Origin of the sequence: Ruegeria arenilitoris (assembly GCF_013035425.1) — a bacterium.
Lineage (GTDB): Bacteria > Pseudomonadota > Alphaproteobacteria > Rhodobacterales > Rhodobacteraceae > Ruegeria > Ruegeria arenilitoris_A.
Window position 1 is genome coordinate 134,077 of record NZ_WQHX01000007.1, and the last position, 24,167, is coordinate 158,243.

General features: G+C 52.0%; 24 protein-coding genes. 20 read left to right on the top strand and 4 right to left on the bottom strand.

All coding sequences use genetic code 11. The features are described from left to right. Positions 1-24 precede the first annotated feature (24 nt). From GOV45_RS18070 to GOV45_RS18110, 9 genes are all read left to right on the top strand, one after another. A complete protein-coding gene (locus GOV45_RS18070) occupies positions 25-903 on the top strand; it encodes a lysophospholipid acyltransferase family protein (RefSeq protein ID WP_170480376.1) in 879 nt (292 codons plus the stop codon). An 8-nt stretch (positions 904-911) separates the two neighbouring features. Next, positions 912-1,721 (top strand): glutamate racemase, encoded by an 810-nt coding sequence (locus GOV45_RS18075; protein WP_170480378.1) that lies wholly within the window; start codon positions 912-914, stop codon positions 1,719-1,721. A 93-nt stretch (positions 1,722-1,814) separates the two neighbouring features. Beyond that, complete coding sequence (gene argC, locus GOV45_RS18080) at positions 1,815-2,843, top strand: N-acetyl-gamma-glutamyl-phosphate reductase (RefSeq protein ID WP_170480380.1); 1,029 nt, start codon at positions 1,815-1,817, stop codon at positions 2,841-2,843. Between the two features lie 7 nt (positions 2,844-2,850). Further along, positions 2,851-3,297, top strand: coding sequence for a cytochrome c maturation protein CcmE (gene ccmE, locus GOV45_RS18085; protein WP_170480382.1), 447 nt, complete (start codon positions 2,851-2,853; stop codon positions 3,295-3,297). 125 nt (positions 3,298-3,422) lie between these two features. Continuing rightward, positions 3,423-4,034: a holin-associated N-acetylmuramidase gene (locus GOV45_RS18090; protein WP_170480384.1), complete on the top strand. Its 612-nt coding sequence runs from the start codon at positions 3,423-3,425 to the stop codon at positions 4,032-4,034. Next, positions 4,025-4,594, top strand: coding sequence for a holin family protein (locus tag GOV45_RS18095; protein ID WP_170480386.1), 570 nt, complete (start codon positions 4,025-4,027; stop codon positions 4,592-4,594). Before GOV45_RS18090 ends, GOV45_RS18095 begins: the two co-directional genes overlap by 10 nt. A 74-nt stretch (positions 4,595-4,668) precedes the next feature. Further along, positions 4,669-6,633, top strand: coding sequence for a heme lyase CcmF/NrfE family subunit (locus GOV45_RS18100; RefSeq protein ID WP_170480388.1), 1,965 nt, complete (start codon positions 4,669-4,671; stop codon positions 6,631-6,633). Beyond that, positions 6,630-7,091 carry a cytochrome c-type biogenesis protein gene (locus GOV45_RS18105; protein ID WP_170480390.1) on the top strand — a complete coding sequence of 154 codons (462 nt, stop codon included), beginning with the start codon at positions 6,630-6,632 and terminating at the stop codon, positions 7,089-7,091. Before GOV45_RS18100 ends, GOV45_RS18105 begins: the two co-directional genes overlap by 4 nt. Positions 7,092-7,163: 72 nt before the next feature. Beyond that, positions 7,164-7,940, top strand: a complete 777-nt coding sequence (locus tag GOV45_RS18110; RefSeq protein WP_170480392.1) for an enoyl-CoA hydratase-related protein — start codon at positions 7,164-7,166, stop codon at positions 7,938-7,940. 9 nt (positions 7,941-7,949) lie between these two features. Here GOV45_RS18110 and bmt read toward each other — a convergent pair whose 3' ends face one another. Beyond that, positions 7,950-8,966, bottom strand: coding sequence for a betaine--homocysteine S-methyltransferase (gene bmt / locus GOV45_RS18115; protein WP_170480394.1), 1,017 nt, complete (start codon positions 8,964-8,966; stop codon positions 7,950-7,952). 121 nt (positions 8,967-9,087) lie between these two features. Then, positions 9,088-9,405, bottom strand: coding sequence for a DUF1476 domain-containing protein (locus tag GOV45_RS18120; protein ID WP_170480396.1), 318 nt, complete (start codon positions 9,403-9,405; stop codon positions 9,088-9,090). A gap of 307 nt (positions 9,406-9,712) precedes the next feature. Here GOV45_RS18120 and purC point away from each other — a divergent pair, with 307 nt between their 5' ends. From purC to GOV45_RS18155, 7 genes are all read left to right on the top strand, one after another. Next, on the top strand, positions 9,713-10,468 hold the full coding sequence (gene purC / locus GOV45_RS18125) for a phosphoribosylaminoimidazolesuccinocarboxamide synthase (protein ID WP_170480672.1): 756 nt from the start codon (positions 9,713-9,715) through the stop codon (positions 10,466-10,468). 147 nt (positions 10,469-10,615) lie between these two features. Next, positions 10,616-11,287, top strand: coding sequence for a MarC family protein (locus GOV45_RS18130; protein WP_170480398.1), 672 nt, complete (start codon positions 10,616-10,618; stop codon positions 11,285-11,287). Between the two features lie 108 nt (positions 11,288-11,395). Next, positions 11,396-11,626 carry a phosphoribosylformylglycinamidine synthase subunit PurS gene (gene purS / locus GOV45_RS18135; protein ID WP_170480400.1) on the top strand — a complete coding sequence of 77 codons (231 nt, stop codon included), beginning with the start codon at positions 11,396-11,398 and terminating at the stop codon, positions 11,624-11,626. Positions 11,627-11,653: 27 nt separating this feature from the next. Then, a complete protein-coding gene (gene purQ / locus GOV45_RS18140) occupies positions 11,654-12,322 on the top strand; it encodes a phosphoribosylformylglycinamidine synthase subunit PurQ (RefSeq protein WP_170480402.1) in 669 nt (222 codons plus the stop codon). A 36-nt stretch (positions 12,323-12,358) separates the two neighbouring features. Then, positions 12,359-14,137: a sensor histidine kinase gene (locus GOV45_RS18145; protein WP_170480404.1), complete on the top strand. Its 1,779-nt coding sequence runs from the start codon at positions 12,359-12,361 to the stop codon at positions 14,135-14,137. Positions 14,138-14,149: 12 nt separating this feature from the next. Beyond that, positions 14,150-15,484, top strand: coding sequence for a sigma-54-dependent transcriptional regulator (locus GOV45_RS18150; protein ID WP_170480674.1), 1,335 nt, complete (start codon positions 14,150-14,152; stop codon positions 15,482-15,484). 505 nt (positions 15,485-15,989) lie between these two features. Then, positions 15,990-18,782, top strand: a complete 2,793-nt coding sequence (locus GOV45_RS18155) for an Rne/Rng family ribonuclease (RefSeq protein ID WP_170480676.1) — start codon at positions 15,990-15,992, stop codon at positions 18,780-18,782. A gap of 50 nt (positions 18,783-18,832) precedes the next feature. Here the strand turns inward: GOV45_RS18155 and GOV45_RS18160 are convergent, their stop codons facing one another. Beyond that, positions 18,833-19,066 (bottom strand): sulfurtransferase TusA family protein, encoded by a 234-nt coding sequence (locus tag GOV45_RS18160; protein WP_170480406.1) that lies wholly within the window; start codon positions 19,064-19,066, stop codon positions 18,833-18,835. 105 nt (positions 19,067-19,171) lie between these two features. Here GOV45_RS18160 and GOV45_RS18165 point away from each other — a divergent pair, with 105 nt between their 5' ends. From GOV45_RS18165 to GOV45_RS18180, 4 genes are all read left to right on the top strand, one after another. Further along, positions 19,172-19,924: a cytochrome c biogenesis CcdA family protein gene (locus tag GOV45_RS18165; protein ID WP_170480408.1), complete on the top strand. Its 753-nt coding sequence runs from the start codon at positions 19,172-19,174 to the stop codon at positions 19,922-19,924. A gap of 77 nt (positions 19,925-20,001) precedes the next feature. Beyond that, positions 20,002-21,216 carry a hypothetical protein gene (locus GOV45_RS18170; RefSeq protein ID WP_170480409.1) on the top strand — a complete coding sequence of 405 codons (1,215 nt, stop codon included), beginning with the start codon at positions 20,002-20,004 and terminating at the stop codon, positions 21,214-21,216. Continuing rightward, positions 21,213-22,562: a cytochrome P450 gene (locus GOV45_RS18175; RefSeq protein WP_170480410.1), complete on the top strand. Its 1,350-nt coding sequence runs from the start codon at positions 21,213-21,215 to the stop codon at positions 22,560-22,562. The genes GOV45_RS18170 and GOV45_RS18175 overlap by 4 nt, the downstream gene beginning before the upstream one ends. 72 nt (positions 22,563-22,634) lie before the next feature. Further along, positions 22,635-23,516 carry a fructose bisphosphate aldolase gene (locus tag GOV45_RS18180; RefSeq protein WP_170480411.1) on the top strand — a complete coding sequence of 294 codons (882 nt, stop codon included), beginning with the start codon at positions 22,635-22,637 and terminating at the stop codon, positions 23,514-23,516. A gap of 5 nt (positions 23,517-23,521) precedes the next feature. On the opposite strand, the gene GOV45_RS18185 is transcribed toward GOV45_RS18180, so the two are convergent. After that, positions 23,522-24,124 (bottom strand): DNA-3-methyladenine glycosylase I, encoded by a 603-nt coding sequence (locus tag GOV45_RS18185; RefSeq protein WP_170480412.1) that lies wholly within the window; start codon positions 24,122-24,124, stop codon positions 23,522-23,524. Between the last annotated feature and the right edge of the window lie 43 nt (positions 24,125-24,167).

Here is a 24,167-nt window from a genome sequence, read left to right on the forward strand (position 1 = left end):
ACAGACCATAGTCCGGAGTTTCCAATGCCCTCGCGCCGTCATGTCGCCCGTGACATTTCCTATTCCTATTCCGCCGAGACAAAAAGCGGTCGGATGATCATTAAACTGATGGAAAACACGACGGGTCGACTGCGTTTGATAAAACGCGCCGACGGGTACGAGCAGGAGGTGGCAAACGGGCGGAACTTTTGGTCTGTAATGGTCGAACGATATGGTTTGTCATTGGATGTGGTTGGGGGATCCTTGGCCAACATTCCGAAGGAAGGACCGCTGGTTCTCATCGCGAACCACCCCTACGGTATTCTTGACGGGTTGATGATGGGGCACATCCTGTCACAAACGCGTTGCGATTTTAGGATTTTGGCTCACAGAGTTTTTCGAAAAGCCGGCGACCTAAACAGCATCATTCTTCCAATTTCGTTTGACGAGACGAAAGACGCGATCAAGCTGAACCTCCAGACCCGAAAGGCATCACTCGATTATCTTGACCAAGGTGGTGCGATCGGAGTTTTTCCGGGTGGAACAGTCAGTACCGGGGTCAAACCATTCTCTCATCCGATGGACCCGGGTTGGCGCGGATTCACCGCTCGAATGGTTGCAAAATCAAACGCGACAGTCGTTCCGGTTTTTTTTGAAGGCCATACATCGCGCCTTTTCCAGATCGCCAGTCATATGCATTCGACGTTGCGTATGGGTCTATTGATCAAAGAGTTCAAAAAAAGGGTCGATACTCCCGTTGAAGTAGTCATAGGAGAACCGATCGGGCGCGATGTTCTGGACCCGTTGGGAAAGGATACGCGCAAGATGATGGATTTCCTGCGCAAAGCCACGTATGAGCTGTCCCCGAAGCCGCTTAAGTCTTATGACTACGGCTATGAATTCGAGGAACGGCATCGCGCCTGAAGGGGCAAATGGCAGTAGGAATATTTGATTCTGGATTGGGCGGGCTTACCGTCCTGGACGTCGCGCAGAAACGCCTGCCTGACGTTGATTTCCTTTATTTTGCCGACAGCGCGCACGCGCCGTATGGCGTTCGCGATGCCGACAACATCTATGACCTTACCCATAACGCGGTGCACGACCTATGGGCGCGCGGCTGCGATTTGGTGATTCTCGCGTGTAACACTGCCAGCGCCGCCGCACTGCGCCGGATGCAAGAAGCTGGAGTTCCGGATGGCAAGCGTGTGCTCGGTGTATTCGTGCCTTTGATCGAGGCGCTGACAGAGCGGCAGTGGGGTGATAATTCTCCTCCCAGAGAAGTCGAAGTCCAACACGTGGCACTTTTTGCAACACCGGCAACAGTTTCCAGTCGCGCTTTTCAGCGGGAACTGGCGTTTCGCGCGATAGGCGTGGATGTAGAAGCGCAGGCATGTGGCGGTGTAGTGGATGCTATTGAAGACGGGGATATGATTCTTGCCGAGGCGTTGGTTCGGTCACATGTTGATGCGCTAAAGCGCAAAATGCCCACACCGCAGGCGGCTATTTTAGGATGTACCCATTATCCGTTGCTGTCTGAGACATTTCAGCAAGCGCTTGGATCAGAAGTTAAAGTCTACAGCCAAGGTGATTTGGTTGCAGAAAGTCTTGCTGACTATCTAATCCGTCATCCCAACATGCTGGGCAAAGGCGAGGGCGGTTTCCTGACTACTGGAAAACCTAGCGTCGTCAGTGACCGCGCAACTCAATTTCTCCGACGAAAAATCAACTTTGAGGCGGCCTGACCTAGGTCAAGGAAGGCTCTGCGCGAACAATTAAATTATCGGCCGTCTCGTTGGTCGACAAAACACCTGACGTTTAAGTGAAAGAGGTCTGACATGACCCACAAAATCGCAATTCTTGGTTCATCCGGCTATACCGGAGCGGAACTTGTACGGCTGATAGCCGAACACCCGAACATGCAAATCGTTGCCTTGTCGGCCGAACGCAAAGCCGGACAATCCATGGCACAAGTCTTTCCGCACCTCCGCCATTTGGATTTACCGGACTTGTGCAAAATCTCCGAGATCGATTTTTCGCAAGTTGATCTGTGTTTTTGCGCTCTGCCGCATAAAACGAGTCAGGCAGTCATTAGGAACTTACCCAAGACGCTAAAGATTATTGATCTGTCTGCGGACTTTCGGCTTCAAGACCCGCAGGAATACGAGAAGTGGTACGGTAATCCGCATTCCGCTCTTGAGCATCAGAAAGAGGCCATTTACGGCCTTACTGAGTTTTATCGTGACGAAATTCGCGCTGCGCGACTTGTTGCAGGTACAGGATGTAACGCTGCGACTGGCCAGTATGTTCTGCGGCCTTTGATCTCTGCCGGAGTTATCGATCTGGATGACATCATTTTGGACCTGAAGTGTGCTGTGTCTGGAGCGGGTCGGGCGCTAAAGGAAAACCTTCTGCATGCGGAGCTTAGTGAAGGTTCCAACGCTTATGCGGTCGGTGGTTCGCATCGGCACCTTGGTGAGTTTGATCAGGAGTTGTCAAAGCTGGCGGGCCGTACGGTTCACGTTCAATTCACCCCGCATCTGATCCCCGCAAACCGCGGAATTCTTGCAACTTCTTACGTCAAAGGTGACCCACAGTCTGTTTACGAAACCCTGGCAGCCACCTATCAGCATGAAACCTTCATAAGGATGTTGCCTTATGGAGAAACGCCGTCAACGCATCATGTTCGCGGGTCCAACTTTTGCCATATCGGTGTTGTGGGCGACCGGATTGAGCGCCGTGTAATCGTAGTTGCAGCGTTGGACAACCTTACGAAAGGCAGCAGTGGCCAAGCCTTGCAGAATGCAAACCTGATGTTAGGTGAAGATGAGACTACGGGCCTGATGATGGCTCCTTTGTTCCCATGAGGCACCAATGAAAACGCTAAAGAAACGCCGTCGTGTTCAGATCATTCTGGTAGCCATAGTGGCGCTTGCCTTGTCGACCGTGCTCATTGGATATGCGATGCGCGACGGAATTAATTACTTCCGCTCACCCAGTGAGGTGATTGCTGAACCGCCTCAACCTTCGGTCGTATTTCGCATCGGTGGTCTGGTAGAGGAAGGCTCGATTGAACGCGGACAGGGTGAAACTGTGCGCTTTGTCGTGACGGATGGTGGTGAAAGTGTTCCCGTCGCCTTTAAAGGAGTGCTGCCGGACCTGTTTGCTGAAAATCAAGGCATGGTCGGTACAGGAAGTTACGTAAACGGCGTCTTTGAAGCCACTGAAATTCTTGCGAAACACGACGAGACTTATATGCCAAAAGAAGTTGTGGACGCGCTAAAGGAGCAGGGCGTCTATAAGGAAAGTGGCGGCAGCTAAGGAAAAACTCAAAGAAAAGATTTCTGATTAGGCGTTGCGAGGGGAAGCCGCGCAGCGACCTTTGCGTTGTTAATGATTAAATAGATTTTAGGGACAGTTTGTGCAGCAAATGCAGCGGAGAAACGATGCAGACTGTACATCAAATAGCCAAAGAAATTGTCGAGCGTGAAGGTGGTTTCGTGGAAGACCCGGATGATCCTGGCGGGGCTACAAAATTTGGTGTGACCATTCATACCTTACGCCGCCTAGGAATGGACGTAACCGGAGACGGTAAGATCGACCGCTCGGATGTCAAAGCTTTGAGCAAATGGCAGGTGGTTGAAATTTTTGTAACCCACTACTTCGAAAAACCAAAAATAGGGCTGGTTCCTAAAGGACTACAACCTTCCTTATTTGATATGTATGTCAACGCCGGAGGTGAGGCGGTTAAAACTTTGCAGGCGTTGCTCAATCAAATGGGCTTCTATGTCGATGTGGACGGGATCATTGGCCCACAAACGAGTAAAGCCGCCCATACAGCCGCAGACCCCGATCCTCAGATGTTACGAGATGCCTACGGGGTGGCGCGGCGTAACTACTATTTTAGGTTGGCAGATCGTCGGTCTACACTCAGAAAGTTCGCACGCACGCGTTCCGGCGCCAAAGGTGGTTGGATAAAACGGGCCGAGGAATTTCTATCGCCCAAATACCACCTCAGTGACGAAGAATTTCAAAACAGGGTTTCTAAATGGGATTGATTTCTGGACTTTTGAGCTTGTTGTTTGGCGGTGAGCGGAATGTTGTGCGCGAAACAGCTGAAGTTTTTCTTGAAAATGCGGAATCTGCAGCAGCGCGGTCGGCCGCACTGCGCGAGCAGGCTTTAATGCAATTCGGTGCAGAATTCCAGTTGCAGCCCAAAAGTGGCTTCGATCGTTTTATGGATGGAATAAATCGTTTGCCGCGACCCGCGCTTGCATTGGGGACGTTGGGATTATTCGCCATTGCGATGATCGATCCGCTTTGGTTTGCAGAACGAATGCACGGAATTGCATTAGTCCCCGAGCCCCTGTGGTGGTTATTGGGTGTGATCGTTTCATTTTACTTCGGTGCGCGCCACCAAACCAAAGCTCAGGAGTTCCAACGTGAAGTTGGGGTGACATTGGCGCAAGCCCCGAAAGTTATGGAAAATTTGGAGGCCTTAGAGCGCTTGCAAAATCGCAGTTCTAGAGATGCCCGTAAGGAGCCAAGCAAACAACGCGCCAGAGAGGACCGCAACCCAGCATTGGATGATTGGCGACGACTTCGAACCGTTGAATAGGCCGCGACACTATGTGCGCGCCGCATCGATAAATGTTAATGGCGCGCCACTGATGCGAGCGGTATATATGTTTCATGATTACAGAGCTCGGCCATTTTGCACTGATCCTGGCTTTCCTTGTTGCCATCGTACAAAGCGTAGTGCCACTGATCGGGGCCGCCAAAAGGTGGAGCGGATGGATGACCTTCGCAGAACCTGCCGCAATCGCGCAGTTTCTGCTTACAGGGTTTTCATTTGGCGCGCTTACATGGGCGTTTGCGTCATCTGATTTTTCACTACGAATTGTTGTTGAAAACAGCCATTCCCTAAAGCCGATGATTTACAAGATCAGCGGCACTTGGGGAAACCACGAAGGGTCAATGTTGCTGTGGGTATTGATTGTCACGATTTTCGGTGCGATGGCTGCAGCCTTTGGCGCAGGCCTGCCACCGACGCTAAAAGCGCGCGTTTTGGCGGTTCAAGGCGCGATTGGAGTGGCGTTTTTCGCGTTTATTCTGTTCACGTCCAACCCCTTTGACCGCATGGTGGTTCCACCTTTTGACGGGCGCGATCTAAATCCACTGTTGCAGGATCCCGGTCTCGCGTTTCATCCCCCATTTTTGTACTTGGGCTATGTCGGGTTAAGCATGGCGTTCAGCTTTGCCGTTGCTGCCCTTATCGAGGGGCGCGTGGACGCGGCTTGGGGCCGCTGGGTGCGACCCTGGACGTTGGCGGCGTGGGTGTTTTTAACCATTGGAATCGCTTTGGGATCTTGGTGGGCCTATTACGAATTGGGTTGGGGCGGCTTCTGGTTTTGGGATCCGGTTGAAAATGCGTCGTTTATGCCATGGCTGCTGGCTGCCGCCTTGCTTCACTCTGCAATTGTCGTAGAGAAGCGCGAGGCTTTGAAAAGTTGGACAATCCTTTTGGCGATCATCGCTTTTGGCTTCTCGTTGATCGGTACATTTATTGTTCGCTCGGGTTTGCTGACATCGGTACACGCTTTCGCAAATGACCCGGAACGCGGTGTATTCATATTGATCATCTTGGTTATCTTTATTGGCGGGGCGTTGACTCTTTTTGCCGCGAGAGCACAAGCAATGGAGGCAAAAGGCGTGTTTGGCGTTGTCAGTCGAGAAAGTGCGCTGGTGCTAAACAACGTTCTCCTCGCAGTCAGTTGCTTTGTGGTATTCTTCGGAACCATGTGGCCGATGGTGGCTGAAATGGCTTTTGACCGAAAACTCTCGGTTGGTCCGCCGTTTTTTAATGCAGCATTCACACCCTTTATGATTGCGTTGGGTATTTCGCTGCCGATCGGGGCAATGCTGCCTTGGAAACGGGGTAGGATAGGGCGTGCTGCATGGTCTTTGCGTTATGCTTTTCTATTGGCCGTTGCGCTTGCCATTCTCGTCTGGACGCTGCAATCCGGACGCAGCGCTCTTGGCCCGGTGGGTTTGTTTCTTGGCATTTGGATCGTGTTTGGCGCCCTCGTAGATTTGTGGAGCCGAACTGGGCGATCTGGCAGCTTGACGCGCCTGTTTCGTCTGCCTGGTGCCGATTGGGGCAAAGCTGTTGCCCACAGTGGCTTGGGCGTCACTATGTTTGCTATCGCCGGACTGACTGCCTGGGAAGTCGAAGATATTCGAGTCGCCCAACCCGGGCAGCCGTTCCAAGTTGGCCAGTTCACCTTGACTCTCAAGGATGTTCGGCGCGTGCAGGGCCCCAATTACTTCTCAACCACCGCAGATATTAACGTAACGGAAAGCGGCGGGCGTGTTACGACGCTACACCCCGAAAAACGGGACTATCCGGTTGCGCGTATGCCCACCACCGAGGCAGCAATCGACTATCGCTTTTTACGCGATCTTTACGTGGTTCTCGGAGATCAACAAGCTGACGGTGGTTGGGTAATAAGAACTTATATCAAACCGCTGGCCAACTGGATCTGGGGTGGATGTATTCTCATGGCTCTTGGCGGGGCACTTAGCCTATCTGATCGACGTTTCCGAGTTGCTGCAGGCGCACGGAAATCACCGAAGACCGGAGTTCCCGCAGAGTGATACGCTTACTTTTTGTCTTTCTGACGCTGACAAGCCCAGCATATGCGGTTCAACCTGACGAAGTATTGCAGGACCCGGTGCTGGAAGAGAGGGCGCGCGATATTAGTACCGGGCTGCGGTGCTTGGTTTGCCGAAATGAGAGCATTGACGAGAGTAATGCAGAACTTGCCCGAGACCTGCGCATATTGCTACGGGAGAGGTTGGTGGCGGGAGATACCGATCAAGAAGCTGTCGATTTTATTGTCGATCGGTATGGCGAGTATGTACTTTTAAAGCCCACTGCGTCGGGCGCGAACCTGCTGCTTTGGCTGGCCGGGCCAGTCATGTTGCTGATTGCTGGAGCAGTAGGTTTAAATTTTATCCGGAACCGTTCCAAAACGCAAAGCACTGTTCCAAGCGGTAGCGACACTCTGACCCAAGAAGAACAAGCACGGCTACGCCAAATACTTGAAGACTGACGCGTAGTTACGCTTTCACTTTCACTGATTATGCGTAAGGGTTTCGTGGAATTCTGCGCGGGTGAGGTTTAAATGGAATACGAACAGGTCCATCTCGACATAACAAATGACTTGGCGGTTCTGACCCTTGACCGGGCAGACAAAATGAACGCGCTGACTAAACGGATGAGGGCAGAGATAACCCACGCGATGGACCATGCGGCCAAGAACGCTCGGGCCGTTGTTATCACCGGGGCAGGAAACGCGTTCTGCTCAGGTCAAGATCTTGGCGATGCGTCAAGTACTGGCAAAATTGATTTGGGACGAGCTTTGCGCGATGAGTATGAGCCTATGCTTAAGTCCATATATGACTGTCCGGTTCCGACTATAGCGGCTGTTAACGGTCCTGCCGCTGGCGCCGGCGCTAATCTGGCACTGTGTGCGGATGTGGTGATTGCAACCGAAAGCGCTTATTTTATGCAAGCGTTCGCGAAGATCGGATTGATACCGGATGCGGGCGGAACTTGGTTCATGCCGCGTCAAATGGGATTTGCAAAAGCAATGGGCGCCGCGTTGTTTGCTGACAAAATCAGTGCCCGTCAAGCTGATGACTGGGGGCTGATCTGGGAAGCGGTTGCCGATGCTGATTTTGTCACCCATTGGCAAAGGCGGGCTGCTTATTTAGCAAACGGACCCACCGCTGGTTTTTCGGCGATTAAGCAGGCCATTCGCAAAAGCTTTGATCATACACTTCCAGAGCAACTGGAAACCGAGGCCCAGTTACAGGAAAATTGCGGACGCACGCGCGACTTTGCCGAAGGCGTCGTGGCGTTTCTTGAGAAAAGGCCCCCCAAATTTGAGGGCCGTTAAAACCGTCGTTTAGGCCCGGCGACGCCGTCTTGTTCGACGTTCTGGCTGCGCGCCGGTTTCCTCAGTCCCATCAGTTTCGGAAGAAAACGGGCCAAGCGCCGCTGTGATTTGATCCAAGGTCGGGCGAACACCACGCGGAACCGTATCCAACGCCTCGCGCATTTTACGCAAATGTGCAGGCATCGTTCCGCAACATCCACCAATTATCGTGGCGCCAGCGTCTCGTGCCATAGCAGCGTACTGTCCCATCAGTTCTGGTGTTCCGTCGTAATGAATATGCCCATCGACATACTTTGGTATTCCGGCGTTGCCCTTGGAAATAAGCGGGCGTTCTGTTCCTTGCGCGACAAAACCTAGAACAGTACGTAAAATATCCGACGAACCAGTTCCACAGTTCGCACCAAATGCGATCGGTGGGTTAGCCAATGTCTCGACGATCTTTGCCAGATCCGCAGAAGTAACTCCCATCATAGTGCGACCCGCAGTGTCAAAACTCATGGTTCCGCACCATGGCATATCGGCTAGGGCAAAAGCCTCGGCGGCGGCCCGGAACTCTTCCGGCGCGCTGATGGTTTCCACCCAAAGTACGTCGACGCCACCATTTTTCAGGGCGTCCGCTTGTTCGTGGAACATTTCGACCGCATCAGAATGCGACAGACTACCGACAGGTTCCATAATTTCACCTGTGGGCCCCACTGATCCCGCCACGATGACCCGGCGGTCTGCTTGGTCAGCAATTTCACGACCAAGCTCGGCACCAATCCGGTTCAGTTCAGCCACTCGGTTCTGAGCGTCGTGCAGTTTAAGGCGCGCAGCCGTTCCTCCGAACGTATTTGTAAGAAACAAATCGCTGCCAGCATCGACAGAGCCCTTATAAAGTGCCCGGATCTTTTCGGGCGCTTCCACATTCCACAACTCGGGCGCATCGCCCGATTGCAAACCCATGTTGAAAAGATTTGTTCCCGTAGCACCATCAGCCAAAATTGTATCGCTGGTTTCCAATAGTTTACTAAGCGCGTTTGTCATTGGCGTAATCCAAATACGGCCATAAGGGCCAAATCATAAAGAGACGCCCCATGTCCCACGACCAGGGCGTCAAATCAAACTCATTAAACTCATGAAGATCATGAGCGCGGTGAAAATTAACTCAGTCGGTCTCGCTCAGCACCTGCGCTTTGGCTTCTGGCAGCAGTTCTGCCATTTTTGCGCGAATTTCTTCAGCCGTGGACAGGTTCCCCAGATCGCCCGCAACTTTTCGCACGACATCTTCGTGACCCGCTTCCTCAAAATCGGCAATTACCACAGATTTGGCATATTCATCGGCTTCCGCACCGGATTTTCCCAGTTTTTCAGCGGCCCAAAGGCCAAGAAGCTTGTTGCAGCGAGCCTGCGCTTTGAACTGCATTTCTTCGTCGTGAGCAAACTTTGCTTCAAAGGCGTTTTCGCGTTCGTCGAACGTGGTCATTGGTTGAGGACCTCATATCACTAATTTCGTTAAACAGATAAAAAAACCGAAACAGAATGTATAGCGAAAATAGCCCATGCGCGACCAATTGCATCGAGAGGGCAAAGAAGGTTCGCAATGTCGAATTCTGGCGTCAAGACTGGAGCGTAGCAAAGGCTCAAACCGCCATGCTGTGAGTGAAAAAAGGTCCAAAGCCTTTAAATCTGACCGCAAGCGATATCTCTGACGCTTGCGGGCGGGGGCTGGCTGGAATAAGAGGACGACAGCCGCGCGATCAATGCGCGTAACCGTTATGGAAAGGTCGCCAATGGCGCGTCGCAAGAAAATTTACGAAGGCAAGGCCAAAATTCTATACGAAGGTCCTGAACCGGGCACAATCGTGCAATATTTCAAAGATGACGCCACCGCATTCAACGCGGAAAAAAAGGATGTAATCGACGGCAAAGGTGTTTTGAATAACCGCCTGAGTGAATTCTTCATGACAGGCCTGACACAAATCGGCGTTCCCAACCACTTTATCCGCCGTTTGAATATGCGTGAGCAACTGGTGCGGAATTGCGAAATTGTTCCGCTTGAAGTGATCGTGCGCAATTATGCCGCCGGGACAATGTCAAAACGCCTTGGGATAGCTGAAGGCACCCAATTGCCGCGTCCAATAGTCGAATATTGCTACAAAGACGACTCTCTGGGCGACCCACTTGTGACCGAAGAACACATCGCTGCTTTTGGCTGGGCCAGTCAGCAGGACATGGACGACATTCTAAGCATCGCGTTAAGGGTCAACGACTTTCTGAGTGGAGTAATGCTGGCTGTTGGCATCCGTCTGGTCGATTTCAAAATAGAAATCGGGCGAATTTTCGACGGTGATTATCAACGTCTGATTGTCGCAGATGAGATCAGTCCCGACAGCTGCCGTCTTTGGGATATCGAAACCGGGCAGAAGTTGGACAAAGACGTGTTTCGCCGAGATCTGGGCAACCTTACAGATGCCTATTCCGAAGTTGCTCGCCGTCTGGGCGTTCTGCCAAAAAGTAATGTCTCTAAGCCGACTCTGATCAACTGATTGTCATTGCAACATTTTCTAGCAAGGCGTCATGGAAATAACGTGACGCCTTTTTAGTTCAAGATGCGCGTTTGACAGCTTCGACAAGAATACAGCATGCTCTGTGCCGAACGATCTTTTTGGTTTACTGTCAAGGCGATATTCAACATGCTCGATTTGTTTGACCAAGCCGTGTTTCTCAAGTTTTTGGCGGCGATCCTCGCTATTTTCAATCCGCTTTATAATATTCCGATTTTCTTGAGCATGACGAAAAACTGCACGAAGGAAGAGCGTCGGCGGGTCGCTTTGATTGTGTCTGTTTCGGTAACGGTCATTGCCTTGATTGCAGTTGTGATCGGTGAGGAAGTATTGGCCGTTTTCGGCATAGACGTCCCATCGTTCCGAATTGCAGGCGGGATCATAATTTTTGGAATTGGAATGTCGATGTTAAGGGCCGATGACCGCTCTCCGGGCGATCAGGCGGCTGCAGCGGAAGGGCACGAAAGAAAGCTAAACTTTGCAGTCGTTCCCTTGGCAATTCCGCTTACTATTGGTCCCGGCACAATCGCTGTGACGATCGTTTTTTCTCACCAACTCTCGCATGGCTCCGAAGTGGTGACGCTGGGTTCCGCGGTGTTAATCGCGTGTGCAATTGTTGCATTGGGGTTGCTGTTTGCCGACCAAATTTCTCGCCTCGTCGGAGAAACAATGATCAACGTTTTAACGCGCATAATGGCAATCTTATTGGTCGCGGTCGCCGTTGAGATGGTTTTAACAGGTACATTCAATGCAATCGACGTGCATTACCCCGGATTAACAACGCAATCGGGCAACAATTGATAGACAAAAAGTGCCGCCGCACCAAGGGTTGTCCAACAAGGCCAAGCAGGATATTCCCCACCCATCGGAACACGCCAGTTCCATGATCTTCAGGTGGAGTTTACGAAAATGAAGGCACGGGTGCATGTGATGCTCAAAGACGGGGTACTAGACCCGCAGGGCGAGGCGGTTCGGCACGCATTGGGCGCCATGGGCTTTGATAAGGTTGAGGGCGTGCGCCAGGGAAAGGTAATCGATCTTGAATTGGCGGAAGGTGCGACCGAAGCTGATATAACGGATATGTGCGAAAAACTGTTGGCAAACACAGTTATCGAACGTTTTGAAATAGAAATGGTTTAAGTCTTTTCAGAAAACAGAGGGTTAGCCATGCGCGCAGCAGTTATCGTGTTTCCAGGCTCAAACTGTGACAGGGACCTTGCCGTTGCCTTTGAAAGGGCCGGCTTTTCGGTCGACATGGTTTGGCACAAGGACGCCACCCTTCCGGATGGTGTGGATATTGTCGGCGTTCCCGGAGGATTCTCTTACGGTGACTATCTTCGATGCGGAGCGATTGCTGCGCAGTCGCCGATCTGCAAGGCGCTGGTCCAACATACTGAGCGAGGCGGATATGCCATCGGAATATGCAACGGTTTTCAGGTCCTGACTGAAACCGGGATTCTGCCCGGTGCTTTATTGCGCAATGCTGGTCTTAAATACATCTGCCGAACTGTTGGTCTGCGCGTTCAGACCAGCGACAGTGCATTCACCGAAGGATACAACGCCGGTGATGTGATCGATATTCCGATTGCTCATCATGACGGCAATTATTTTGCAGATGATGAAACTTTGGCGACGTTGAAAGATCAAGATCGGGTTGCATTTACATATGATCAGAACCCCAACGGTTCGCGCGACGACATCGCTGGTATCCTTTCTGGCAATCGCCGTGTGTTGGGCATGATGCCGCACCCCGAGCGTGCGGCGGATTCAGGCCATGGCGGTACGGATGGAGCGGCGCTCTTCCGCGCACTGTCCGGTGTTTTCGCACCGGCATGACTTGAGATCAATGTCACTGGCGCGTAGCGTCGAAAAATGAGTTCAGACGTTCAACCAGAGAGCCCCGGTTTTCTGAGCCGTTTTGGAGGCGGCCCACTAGGCTGGCGCCTACGAATTGCCGTTCTGGTTCTTCTTCTCGCAACCGTTGTCACTGTTTGGGTTACCAACAGCTTACTTACCAGCAGGTTTACTGAGTCTACGCGCAATCGGGCCGAGCTTCGGCTGGCACTTTATTCTGGCAACTTGCTTAGCGAGCTGCGCCGTAACGCCATCGTCCCACAATTGCTTGCGCGCGACCCGACCCTGATCGGCGCCTTGCAGTCGAGCGACTATACCTTATCGAGCCAGCGACTGATTTCCTTCGTCGAAGAAATTGGAGCCGCTTCGCTGGTATTGTTGGATGGCGATGGATTGACCGTGGCAGCAACAGACCGAAATCGATTGGGCGAAGGTCACCGCAACACAGCATATTTTGTCGATGCAATCCGCGCGAATGCAACCCTGTTTTCAATTATTCCGCGCGAATCTGGTGGTTACAAGTTCGTGTATTCACGGCGCATCGAGGCGAATTCTGAAGTTCTTGGCGTAATAGTTGTCGAAGTCGACTTACAGAAATTCGAACGAGCTTGGGCGGGTATCTCAGATGCGGTTATGGTGACCGATAGTACTGGCACTATAATTTTGTCGACGGAACCTCAATGGCGTGGATTGGATGAGGGGTCGGCAATGCTTCGGCAACCCCCACAAGGGGCGATCCAAAGGGCCATTCGGGCAACGACAGATTGGACCGCCCTTCCGCCCGACGCTTACCTGCAGGGTGAAGCGGTGATGCGGATGGAAACGCGTATTCCGTTCAGAGGTTGGCAGATGACTTCGTTCACCACCTACTCCTCGATCCGGGAGAAGGTGAACAGCGTTCTGGCCTTGGAAATCATGGGTTTTGCGATTCTCTTGGCCCTTGCGTTCTACGCGCTCAGCCGGCGGGCAACGTCCCGCATGACTTTGTTCCAGCGAGAGTCGGCGGAGCTTCGCGCATTGAACACCAGGTTGCAGCGGGAAATCGCTGAGCGTGAACGGGTGGAAAAGACGCTGGAAGTTGCCGAGCAAACCCTTGCGCAAAGTTCGAAACTGGCCGCATTGGGTGAGATGTCGGCAGCCGTAAGTCACGAATTGAATCAACCTTTGGCTGCGATGAAAACCTATCTTGCAGGTGCGCGCCTTTTACTGCGTCGTGATCGATCAGAGGAAGCATTGGCCAGTTTCGGCAGGATCGATGGATTGATTGAGCGGATGGGCGCAATAACCCGGCAGCTAAAATCTTATGCTCGAAAGGGCGCGGACGCGTTTTCCCCTGTAGATCTTGGCGAAGCGCTGGCTTCGTCTCTATCAATGATGGAGCCGCAGCTGAGGCAACGTCATGTCAAGATTACGCAAATTTTGCCTGAGGAACCTGTGGTCGTGATGGGCGATCGAATGCGGATTGAGCAGGTCATGGTCAACCTCTTGCGAAATGCTCTGGACGCCACCAAATCAATAGATGAACCGGACGTTGAAATCATCCTTGCGGCGGGTGAGACTGCGGTACTGACCGTCCGAGACAATGGGCATGGCATTGAGGATATCGAAAACCTGTTCGAACCGTTTTACACTACTAAACGGCCAGGAGACGGAGTCGGACTAGGCCTTGCTATCTCGTCCGGGATCGTCAACGACCACGGTGGGCGGCTGACCGCACGCAACGGACAAAATGGCGGCGCAGTTTTCGAGATGCAGCTGCCGATACTTGGAAGCGACGGCCTGGAGGCCGCTGAATAACGAGGAATGACTATGGCACAAGCCATGAAGATCGCCATCGTGGACGACGAACAGGACATGCGCCAGTCAATCAGCCAATGGTTGGCGTTGTCAGGTTACGACACCGAGACGTTTGCAAGCGCCGAAGATGCTCTAAAGGTGCTGGGGCCAGAGTATCCAGGGATCGTGATATCAGATATCAAGATGCCCGGTATGGACGGCATCCAGCTGTTGAAGAAACTCATGGGCGCGGACAGCACCTTGCCTGTGATTATGATCACCGGACACGGTGACGTGCCGATGGCTGTTGAGGCCATGCGCGTAGGTGCATTCGATTTCCTCGAAAAGCCTTTCAATCCGGACCGCATGTCGGAATTGGCCAAACGCGCCAGTAATGCAAGAAGATTGACGTTGGACAACCGGGCGCTGCGGCGAGAGTTGTCTGGCGGAACTCAGATTATGAACAAGTTGATCGGCGCCAGCCCGGTTATGGAACGTCTGCGAGAGGATATTCTGGATTTGGGTCAGGCGGATGGTCACGTTTTGATCGATGGGGAAACCGGAACAGGCAAAACACTGGTTGCTCACGCCCTGCACGCCGTCGGTAGCCGTGCGGGCAAGAAATTTGTTTTGGTCTCCTGCGCTGCTTTGGAAGAAGATGCGCTTTCAAAGCGCTTGTTTGGACCGATGATGCCCGAAGACTCGCAACTGCCAGCGATTGAGGAGGCACGTGGCGGAACGCTAGTACTCGAGGATGTCGAGGCGCTAAGCGATACCCTGCAAGCGCGACTGTTGAGCGTGATGAATCAGCAGGGCACTCCGGCAGAGACGAGGATAGTGGCAATCTCGAATTTGCAGGAAGCTGGTAAAACCAGCGAGGATGTTCTGCGGCCCGATTTGTTTTATCGATTGGCTGCACTTCGTATAACAATGCCACCTTTGCGGCAGCGAGGTGAAGATATCCTGACTTTGTTCACCCGCTTAAGCGAGCAATTCGCTGAGGAATACGGCTGCGACACTCCGCAGGTCAGCGCCCAAGAAGCTGCTCAGCTATTACAGGCACCATGGCCGGGGAATGTACGCCAGTTGATCAACATAGCCGAGCGTGCGGTTCTGCAATCGCGTCGTGGGTCTGGTACGATTGCTTCGCTGTTAATGTCCGACCATGAGGAAATGCAGCCGGTTATGACAACTGAAGGCAAGCCGCTTAAGGAATATGTAGAGGCATTCGAAAGGATGCTGATCGACAACACCATGCGTCGCCACAAAGGTTCGATCGCTTCAGTTATGGACGAACTCTGTCTACCGCGCCGGACCTTGAACGAGAAAATGGCGAAGTATGGCCTGCAGCGATCAGACTATTTGTAAGTGCCAATTGTGGCCCCAAATTTCCTGAGCAACCAATTTAATTCACGTTTGCGAATTTTTTACCTAATAGAAGTGCACCCGCGTTAAGTTCGTAGGGTGCAATTCAGTTTGCCCATTGTCTTTTCCGCAGGACTGCTTTTATTGTGTTCGAACGGGCCGGGCATTTTTCCGCTCTTAAGCCCCGGATATTTGAGTTTCGCTGCTTTGCCGCAAGTGAAGAAAAACTTTGGCAGCAAAGCAGACCGATTGTGCCCTGACTGGGCAGTAGAGCACCTGAGCCCGAATGACGGGCGAAAGGAATAAATGGGCAGGCAGCGATAAATCGCGCCTGTCGGAGAAGAACCGCGATGACGCGCGCGCAACGATCGAGTATACGGGCAGGGGGCCATGGCGCCAGACCCTGCCGCGCGCCGTCTGATATCGCCCTGACAAGACACCTCCCCAAATGCGCCCTTCCAACCGGACGGGCCAGGACAATGCGTTTGGCGCGGTGCACCAAGGACAAATGGCCAAGAAAATGCTTATCGATGCCACCCACGCGGAGGAAACCCGCGTCGTGGTGGTCGACGGGAACAAGGTTGAGGAGTTCGACTTTGAGTCCGAAAACAAACGCCAGCTTGCTGGCAACATCTATCTTGCAAAAGTAACGCGGGTTGAGCCGTCTCTACAGGCGGCTTTTGTGGACTACGGTGGCAACCGCCATGGTTTTCTGGCGTTTTCGGAAATTCACCCGGATTATTATCAAATACCGGTCGCTGACCGCGAAGCTTTGATGGAAGAGGAGCGTGCCTATGCCGAAGCAATGAAGGCACGCGATGAAGACGAAGAATCCAAACCGAAAAAACGCCGATCTAGATCGCGCAGCAAAGCTGCGGATGTTAAGTCTGATGATCCCGTTGAAACAATGGACGTGTCCTCTGAACCAACGGGGATGGAGACAATAGATCTGGACGAAGTAGACGAAGGCGACGTTTCAGAGGTCCCCGAAGGGACGTCTCCGATGGAATTGGTTGGAGAAACCCCTGTCGAGGAACCTGAAGAATCCGCAGAAGAAGAAACTTCGGATGACACAGTCGCAGATGACGCAAACGGCGATGGATCAAGCGTAGAAGACCAGTCGGAAACTGCTTCAGAGGAAAAGCATGAGACTGTTACGCAAGAGCCCCCACAGGCAGCGGACGATGCAGACGACGGTCAGGTTAAACTTTCCAACTATACTGAATCCGATGGCTCTGAGACTGAACGGGAAGAGCCCGACAGCGACAACGCTGTCGAAGAAAGCGAAGAGGCTTCAACTGATGCCTCGGACAAAGACGACCAGATTGAGTCAGTTGCCGAGGAAGATGACAGTGAAGACATTCGACCACCCCGCAAGCCGCGTCCTCGTCGCTACAAGATCCAAGAAGTCATCAAGGTTCGCCAAGTCCTGCTGGTGCAGGTCGTTAAAGAAGAACGCGGCAACAAAGGTGCCGCCCTTACTACTTATCTTTCGCTTGCAGGCCGGTATTGCGTTCTTATGCCGAATACAGCGCGGGGCGGGGGAATTAGCCGCAAGATAACAAACGCAGCAGATCGGAAAAAATTAAAAGACATAGCGGCGGAAATTGATGTTCCCGACGGTGCCGGATTGATCGTTCGGACAGCCGGCGCAAAGCGCACCAAATCCGAGATAAAGCGCGATTACGAATACCTGCAGCGTTTGTGGGAACAGATTCGCGAGCTTACTTTGCAGTCGATTGCTCCTGCAAAAATTTACGAAGAAGGCGATTTGGTCAAACGCTCGATCCGTGATTTGTACAATCGCGATATCGACGAAGTTCTTGTGGAGGGCGAAGGCGGGTATCGCATCGCCAAGGACTTCATGAAAATGATTATGCCGTCCCACGCTAAGAACGTGAAGCGTTATGAAGACGCGCTGCCGTTATTCGCGCGATATCAGGTCGAAAGCTATTTGGCGGGGATGTTCAACCCGACAGTTCAGTTGAAGTCTGGTGGCTATATCGTAATCGGCGTAACGGAAGCATTGGTCGCAATCGATGTAAACTCGGGCAGAGCCACAAAAGAAGGCTCGATCGAAGACACCGCGCTTAAGACCAATCTTGAAGCCGCCGAAGAGGTGGCGCGGCAATTGCGATTGCGGGACTTGGCCGGACTGATCGTCATTGACTTCATCGATATGGATGAGCGCAAGAACAATTCAGCGGTCGAAAAGCGCTTGAAGGAAAAGCTGAAAACTGATCGAGCGCGAATTCAAGTTGGTCGGATATCAGGATTTGGCTTGCTGGAAATGAGCCGTCAGCGCTTGCGGCCTGGAATGATCGAGGCAACAACGCAACCGTGCCCGTCTTGCCACGGAACCGGTTTGATCCGTTCAGATGACAATATGGCACTGTCGATACTTAGGCAGATTGAAGAGGAAGGCACGCGTCGTCGCTCTCGCGAGGTTTTGGTTCGGTGCCCAGTAAGTATCGCCAATTTCCTGATGAACCAAAAGAGAGAACATATTGCCCAAATCGAGTCCCGGTACGGGTTGTCAGTTCGGGTTGAGGGCGACGTGCATCTCGTTAGCCCTGACTTTTCAATGGAGAAATTCAAGACAGCCAGCCGGATCGTGCCCGAAGCGACCGCGCCTGTAGTTTCGGTGGACGCCTCACTTATGGATCTGGTGGATTCGACCGAAGAACCCGAAGTTGAAGACGAAAACACCGAGCAAACAGAAGAAGAAGCCAAGCCTAAGCGCAAACGCCGTCGTCGTCGTCGCAAGAAGAGCGGAGTCAATTCGGATGCGACCGAATCCGATGTCGCGGAAGGCGAACCTGTTGAGGTTGCCGGTACTGACGAACAGGTATCTGCAGAAGAAGAAGGCGGTGCTAAGTCCGAACCCGCAGAGGATGAAGAAAAGTCAGCAAAACCCAAGAAACGCCGCGCGCCGCGTCGACGGAAGAAAGACGCAGATGTGCAACCTGCTGCGGAAGTAGAGACACTTAAGAATGCTCAGGATGAAACGGTTGAGAAACCCACCGCCATCGAAGCTGAAGCAGAGCAACAGGAGATCGAGGTCCAGAATACCGAAGGTGACAAAAAGGTATCTGAAGTAGTTGCAGAGCCATCTGGCGTAAACGACGCAGTAACTGCGTCTGAAGTGTCAGAAAATATTGCTGCAACTGAGGAGGCAGACCCCGAACTACCTGAAAAGCTTGGAGAAGCGTCTGAACCGGTACTCGAGACTGTTGCCGAAGAACCCAAGCCAGCTCGGGCCAAACCCAAACGCCGAGGTTGGTGGTCACTAGGGCAATGAAAAAAAGCGGACCTTTTGGTCCGCTTTTTTCGAGTAGATCAAAGGCGTGATCAGGACGATTTTTGGATTAAATAAACCTGATGGTCATTTGCGTCTTCGCGAGAAAGCAATTTGTGGCCTGCCTCGGCGCAAAAATGCGGGACGTCTACAATAGCAGCAGGATCGTCCGCTAAAACGCGCAGCAACGCTCCGGCCGGCATGGACTTTAGCCGCTTTCTTGCCTTTAAGACGGGCAGGGGACACAAAAGCCCGAGCGCGTCCAGTGTTTCATCGGTATCTTCCATTGTTCTGGAAATATGTGTTGTGCGCGACGCTGTCCAGCGCGCAACCACGAGGATGTGACCGAATAGACCCGTGACGCGAAGCATCGGATAACATATGTCCGACTCATGTTCGGAATAGATATCATTGATGCAGGATTACTGCCCGCCATGCTTGTTGCAATGATTGGTGGGCTAATCAGCTTTCTGTCGCCATGCGTACTGCCAATTGTCCCACCCTATCTTGCATATATGAGCGGCGTGACGATTAACGAAATGCAGGATGAATCCCACGCAAGACGCAAAGCCACCTTGTCGGCTTTGTTTTTTGTGCTGGGTTTGTCGACAGTCTTTTTGTTGTTGGGGTTTACCGCTTCGGCTTTCGGGGCGTTTGTGCTGCAAAATCAAGAACATTTCGCAAAGATGTCGGGCGCCATTGTAATCGTGTTCGGCCTGCATTTTTTGAATATTATCCGCATACCTCTACTGGACCGAGAGGCTCGCGTAGAAACCAAGGACTCTGGGGGATCGGTTTTCGGGGCTTACGTCTTGGGGCTAGCTTTTGCATTTGGTTGGACCCCATGCATTGGACCGCAGCTAGGAGCAATCTTGTCATTGGCGGCCTCCGAAGCTTCCGTTGCAAGAGGGACTTTTTTGTTGGGGGTTTATGCAGCGGGTCTGGGAATTCCATTTTTGTTGGCGGCTATGTTTCTAAATAGGTCAATGAAATTCATGAACTGGATCAAGCCGCACATGGGGACCATTGAAAAGGTCATGGGTGCCTTGCTGTTGTTTGTCGGTATCATGCTGATAACCGGCCTGTTTACACAGTTTAGTTTGTGGTTGGTCGAAACCTTCCCCGGATTGGCAGCACTAGGTTAACCCTTTAGCAAATTGGCGATGATGTTGTCGTTGCAGGCCTTACCTTAAAGGCAATGCTACGCTAACTTGTTGACCAAATGAGCAGTAAGAACAGACCTCCGCAAATATTCAAACGCCGGGTATTTTACATTCCGGGATACGATCCATTTCCGCCACGTCGATACCGTGAATTGTACCGTAAAGAGGGGAAAGAACAGGCGGAAATCTCGGGTTACTCGATCAGCGTCTCGGCCGGTTCAGTAAGCGGTTCTAACAATTGGCATGTCACGTCTGTGCAAGAAGGCGTTGAAGTTCAGACCGAATTTGAGGTCCTGCCCTGGTCGGATATCGTTCAACGCAGCATGTCAGGGTCGATCCTGGTAACATATATCCAAATGGCCAGAACCGTTTGGACATATGTGTCGACAGGCGTTTTTTGGCGCTTGATGCGGCTTCGTAAAGGACCAGTTCTGGCGGCGCTTTACCCAGTTGTAATGTTAATTTTGCAATTGTTGATAGCCATTTTGATTGCGTTGTCGATCTACGCATTGATTGATACGTACATGGGCGAACTGGCAATTCTGCCCGCTGCTTTAGGGGCCTATTGTTCCTTATTTTGGTTCCGGCGCATCGATAATCGTTTGTTCGCCTATTACTTGTTGCATGATTACGCATATTCTTCTCGCTTGCGCGGTGTGGTTTCACCGGAGTTGAACGACCGGCTACAACTTTTTAGCAAACGAATAAATGAGGCCCTCAGTGCCGAACTGAATGAGGTTTTGATCGTTGGCCACAGCTCAGGGGCACATTTGGGTGTAATGGCGTTAGCTGACGTCCTGCGAAAGCGCGATGGTTTCCGGAACAGCCCGTCCTTATCACTTTTAACTTTGGGGCAGGTTATTCCGATGCTCGCTTTTTTGCCCAAAGCGCATCGGTTACGAAAGGACCTTCACGATCTTTCCATCGGTTCAAATTTGACTTGGGTGGATGTGTCCGCGCCTGGTGATGGTTGTACCTTTGCCTTATGTGACCCTGTGGCAGTCAGTGGAGTCGCGAGGCAAGGGCAAAAGTGGCCGCTTGTCCTTTCTGCAGCATTTACGCAAACACTTTCTGCTGAGAGGTGGAAAACACTGCGCTGGCGGTTTTTTCGATTACACTTTCAGTATTTGTGTGCCTTCGATCGACCCGGCGATTACGACTATTTCAGAATAACGGCAGGGCCACTAACACTCAGAAAACGGTTCGAGGAACGCGCTCCGTCACAGTCTCGTATCACACGAACTGCTTCAAAATATACTTCGGTAAGTGCATGAAGCCGCCGAAACCAAAATCCCGAGAGGGACGGGTCACGCTGTGGCGATACGCAAAACTTTTCAAACAAGATCTATTGTCCGCTCAGCCAGAGCGGCTTTATCGGGCTTGGATGGCAGAGTTTCGCACACCTTTTTTTCGATCTTTTTTGATCAATCAACCAGAACTGATTGACTTAGTCTTGAAAGAACGCCCGGAGGATTTTCCCAAGTCCAAACGTGTCGGTGAAGGCTTGCGTCCACTTTTGGGAAACTCTGTTTTCCTGACCAATGGAGAAACCTGGAAACGGCAACGTCGCGTGATCGATCCTGCTTTCGAGGGTGGCCGCCTCAAAGACACTTTTCCAGCTATGTTGGCTGCGGCCCAAGCCTGCGTCGATAGACTTCAAACGCATATAAATTCAGACCTCGAATTTGAGGAGTTCACGAGTCACGTTGCGGCCGATGTCATATTCCGAACATTGTTTTCTGTGCCCATCGATAACAAAGTTGCGGCGCAAGTTTTTAAGAAATTCAAGGCATACCAACGAGAACAACCATTGATGAACCTGGCCGCTTTCTTTCCTTTGCCGCATTGGATTCCTAGGTTTTTTTCCCGGGAAACGCGCAAAACAGCGCGCGACATCAGGGAACTGATTCGAATGATGACCGAGGAGCGGGCCAAGTTGATCATTGCAGGTAACGCACCCGACGATCTTGCAACAAAGATAATGACGACGCCCGACCCTGAAACAGGGCTTTGCTTGGAAGAAGATGAAATGGTCGATCAGGTGGCGATCTTTTTTCTCGCTGGCCACGAAACCAGCGCTTCAGCACTCGCGTGGACATTATATTTGGTGGCGCTCAATCCAGAATGGCAAGATCGCCTTGCAGAGGAGGCGCAACATCTGGACGCACCAGACTTCGCCTCGGTTTCCCGCCTACAAATCTGTCGTGATGTTTTTCGTGAGGCATTACGGCTCTATCCGCCTGTTCCAATGATGGTCCGGGAAACAAGCTGCCCTGAGCAATTTCGCGGCCGAAACATAGCTCGAGGGTCTCAGATCATACTCAGCCCTTGGCACCTGCACCGGCACGAACGCTTATGGGAACGCCCTGATGAGTTTGATCCCTCAAGATGGCAAACGGAAAACGGCAGATCCTGTCAGAGGGATGCTTATATCCCTTTTTCCACCGGACCCCGTGTTTGTATCGGTTCTGGCTTTGCTATGATCGAAGGCCCACTGATTCTATCGATGCTGCTGCGGCAGTTCCGTTTCGAAACAATCCCTGTAAAAACCCCTGTACCGGTCGCACATCTTACCGTTCGCTCTAAGGACGGAATTTGGTTAAGGGTACGTGGGCGCTAACAATCTACCATCGGTTTGCAGGTTGCTGTATGCGAAAGATGAATTCGGAATCATTTTGAACGGGAAAGAGTTATGTCCAAGGCAGAACAACGCGCGCAAATGACCAACGGTGCGGGATTTATCGCCGCATTGGACCAAAGTGGTGGCTCGACCCCAAAGGCGCTGGCACTGTATGGAGTGCCTGAAACTGATTACAGCTCGGACGAAGAAATGTTCGGCGAAATTCAAGAAATGCGCGCCCGGATCATTCTTGCAGACGATTTCACCAAGGACAAAGTGATCGGCGCCATTCTATTCGAGCGCACGCTAGGTGAAGAAATCGACGGCCACAAAGTAGCTGACTATCTCTGGTCTGTAAAAGGCATCGTTCCTTTCTTGAAAATAGACAAGGGCTTGGAAGAAACAGCAAACGGCGTTCAACTGATGAAGCCAATCCCTGGGCTGGCGGATACTTTGTCCAAAGCACAAGGTGTATTCGGTACCAAAGAGCGATCAGTCATACACGAAGCAAACGCAGATGGCATAGCGGCGATTGTCGCCCAGCAATTCGACGTAGCCCGAGAGGTCACAGACGCGGGCATGGTTCCAATAGTCGAGCCAGAGGTTAACATCCATTCTGAAACCAAGGCCGAAGCCGAGAATATTCTTAAGGAAGAAATTCTAAAGAATTTGGATCAACTGACCGAAGGGCAGGAGATCATGCTGAAACTGACGCTTCCCAACCAAGCGAATCTTTATGACGAAGTAGCAGATCACCCTCGGGTATTACGTGTAGTGGCATTGTCCGGTGGATATTCGACCGAGCAAGCCTGTGACCTGCTAAACCAAAATAACAAGATGATTGCGTCGTTCTCTCGCGCCCTTACGGAAGGGCTGGCAAAGCAGCAATCGGATGCTGAATTTAACGCTGCTCTGGGCAGCAACATAAACAAAATCCATCAAGCTTCTGTTTAGAAGAATTATTCCGGCTTTATTAGCGAGCGGCGCAACAGCGTCGCTTTTTCCCGCATGATGCAGCCTTCGACGTGATCGTTGACAAGACCCATTGCCTGCATAAACGCATAAACGGTTGTGGGTCCGACGAACTTCCAACCTCGCTTCTTTAGCTCTTTCGATAGAGCAACCGACTCGGGTGAGGTCGATGCCAGGCGGGGCGTCCTTTGGACCTCGGTTTCATAGCGCCAAACAAAGCCAGCCAACGATCCCTCTGCCGCCACCAACTCTTGCATTCGTTGGGCATTGTTAATTACGGCCTCAATCTTGCCGCGATGACGAATAATGTTGGCATCTTGAAGCAATCGGGCGACATCGACTTCGTCAAACAAAGCGATCTTGTTAAAGTCAAATCCGCAAAAGGCACGGCGGAAATTCTCACGTTTATTCAGGATCGTGCGCCAACTCAGGCCTGATTGAAAACTCTCCAGGCAAAGCTTTTCAAATAAACGCCTTTCGTCAAAGACAGGGTAACCCCATTCAGAGTCGTGGTACTCGAAGAATTCAGGCGCTGCCTGACACCAAGCACAGCGCATCCGCCCATCCGGTCCAGAAACTGTATCAGACATTAAAATACCCTTTTTACTTCACAGGGCTTCAGTGGCCCTTTAC

Bases quoted from the DNA above. Each gene is read 5' to 3' on its own strand.
- GOV45_RS18070 (WP_170480376.1), top strand. From the start codon at position 25: ATGCCCTCGCGCCGTCATGTCGCCCGTGACATTTCCTATTCCTATTCC.
- GOV45_RS18075 (WP_170480378.1), top strand. From the start codon at position 912: ATGGCAGTAGGAATATTTGATTCTGGATTGGGCGGGCTTACCGTCCTG.
- argC (WP_170480380.1), top strand. From the start codon at position 1,815: ATGACCCACAAAATCGCAATTCTTGGTTCATCCGGCTATACCGGAGCG.
- ccmE (WP_170480382.1), top strand. From the start codon at position 2,851: ATGAAAACGCTAAAGAAACGCCGTCGTGTTCAGATCATTCTGGTAGCC.
- GOV45_RS18090 (WP_170480384.1), top strand. From the start codon at position 3,423: ATGCAGACTGTACATCAAATAGCCAAAGAAATTGTCGAGCGTGAAGGT.
- GOV45_RS18095 (WP_170480386.1), top strand. From the start codon at position 4,025: ATGGGATTGATTTCTGGACTTTTGAGCTTGTTGTTTGGCGGTGAGCGG.
- GOV45_RS18100 (WP_170480388.1), top strand. From the start codon at position 4,669: ATGATTACAGAGCTCGGCCATTTTGCACTGATCCTGGCTTTCCTTGTT.
- GOV45_RS18110 (WP_170480392.1), top strand. From the start codon at position 7,164: ATGGAATACGAACAGGTCCATCTCGACATAACAAATGACTTGGCGGTT.
- bmt (WP_170480394.1), bottom strand. From the start codon at position 8,966: ATGACAAACGCGCTTAGTAAACTATTGGAAACCAGCGATACAATTTTG.
- GOV45_RS18120 (WP_170480396.1), bottom strand. From the start codon at position 9,405: ATGACCACGTTCGACGAACGCGAAAACGCCTTTGAAGCAAAGTTTGCT.
- purC (WP_170480672.1), top strand. From the start codon at position 9,713: ATGGCGCGTCGCAAGAAAATTTACGAAGGCAAGGCCAAAATTCTATAC.
- GOV45_RS18130 (WP_170480398.1), top strand. From the start codon at position 10,616: ATGCTCGATTTGTTTGACCAAGCCGTGTTTCTCAAGTTTTTGGCGGCG.
- purS (WP_170480400.1), top strand. From the start codon at position 11,396: ATGAAGGCACGGGTGCATGTGATGCTCAAAGACGGGGTACTAGACCCG.
- purQ (WP_170480402.1), top strand. From the start codon at position 11,654: ATGCGCGCAGCAGTTATCGTGTTTCCAGGCTCAAACTGTGACAGGGAC.
- GOV45_RS18145 (WP_170480404.1), top strand. From the start codon at position 12,359: ATGAGTTCAGACGTTCAACCAGAGAGCCCCGGTTTTCTGAGCCGTTTT.
- GOV45_RS18150 (WP_170480674.1), top strand. From the start codon at position 14,150: ATGGCACAAGCCATGAAGATCGCCATCGTGGACGACGAACAGGACATG.
- GOV45_RS18155 (WP_170480676.1), top strand. From the start codon at position 15,990: ATGGCCAAGAAAATGCTTATCGATGCCACCCACGCGGAGGAAACCCGC.
- GOV45_RS18160 (WP_170480406.1), bottom strand. From the start codon at position 19,066: ATGGAAGATACCGATGAAACACTGGACGCGCTCGGGCTTTTGTGTCCC.
- GOV45_RS18165 (WP_170480408.1), top strand. From the start codon at position 19,172: ATGTTCGGAATAGATATCATTGATGCAGGATTACTGCCCGCCATGCTT.
- GOV45_RS18170 (WP_170480409.1), top strand. From the start codon at position 20,002: ATGAGCAGTAAGAACAGACCTCCGCAAATATTCAAACGCCGGGTATTT.
- GOV45_RS18175 (WP_170480410.1), top strand. From the start codon at position 21,213: ATGAAGCCGCCGAAACCAAAATCCCGAGAGGGACGGGTCACGCTGTGG.
- GOV45_RS18180 (WP_170480411.1), top strand. From the start codon at position 22,635: ATGTCCAAGGCAGAACAACGCGCGCAAATGACCAACGGTGCGGGATTT.
- GOV45_RS18185 (WP_170480412.1), bottom strand. From the start codon at position 24,124: ATGTCTGATACAGTTTCTGGACCGGATGGGCGGATGCGCTGTGCTTGG.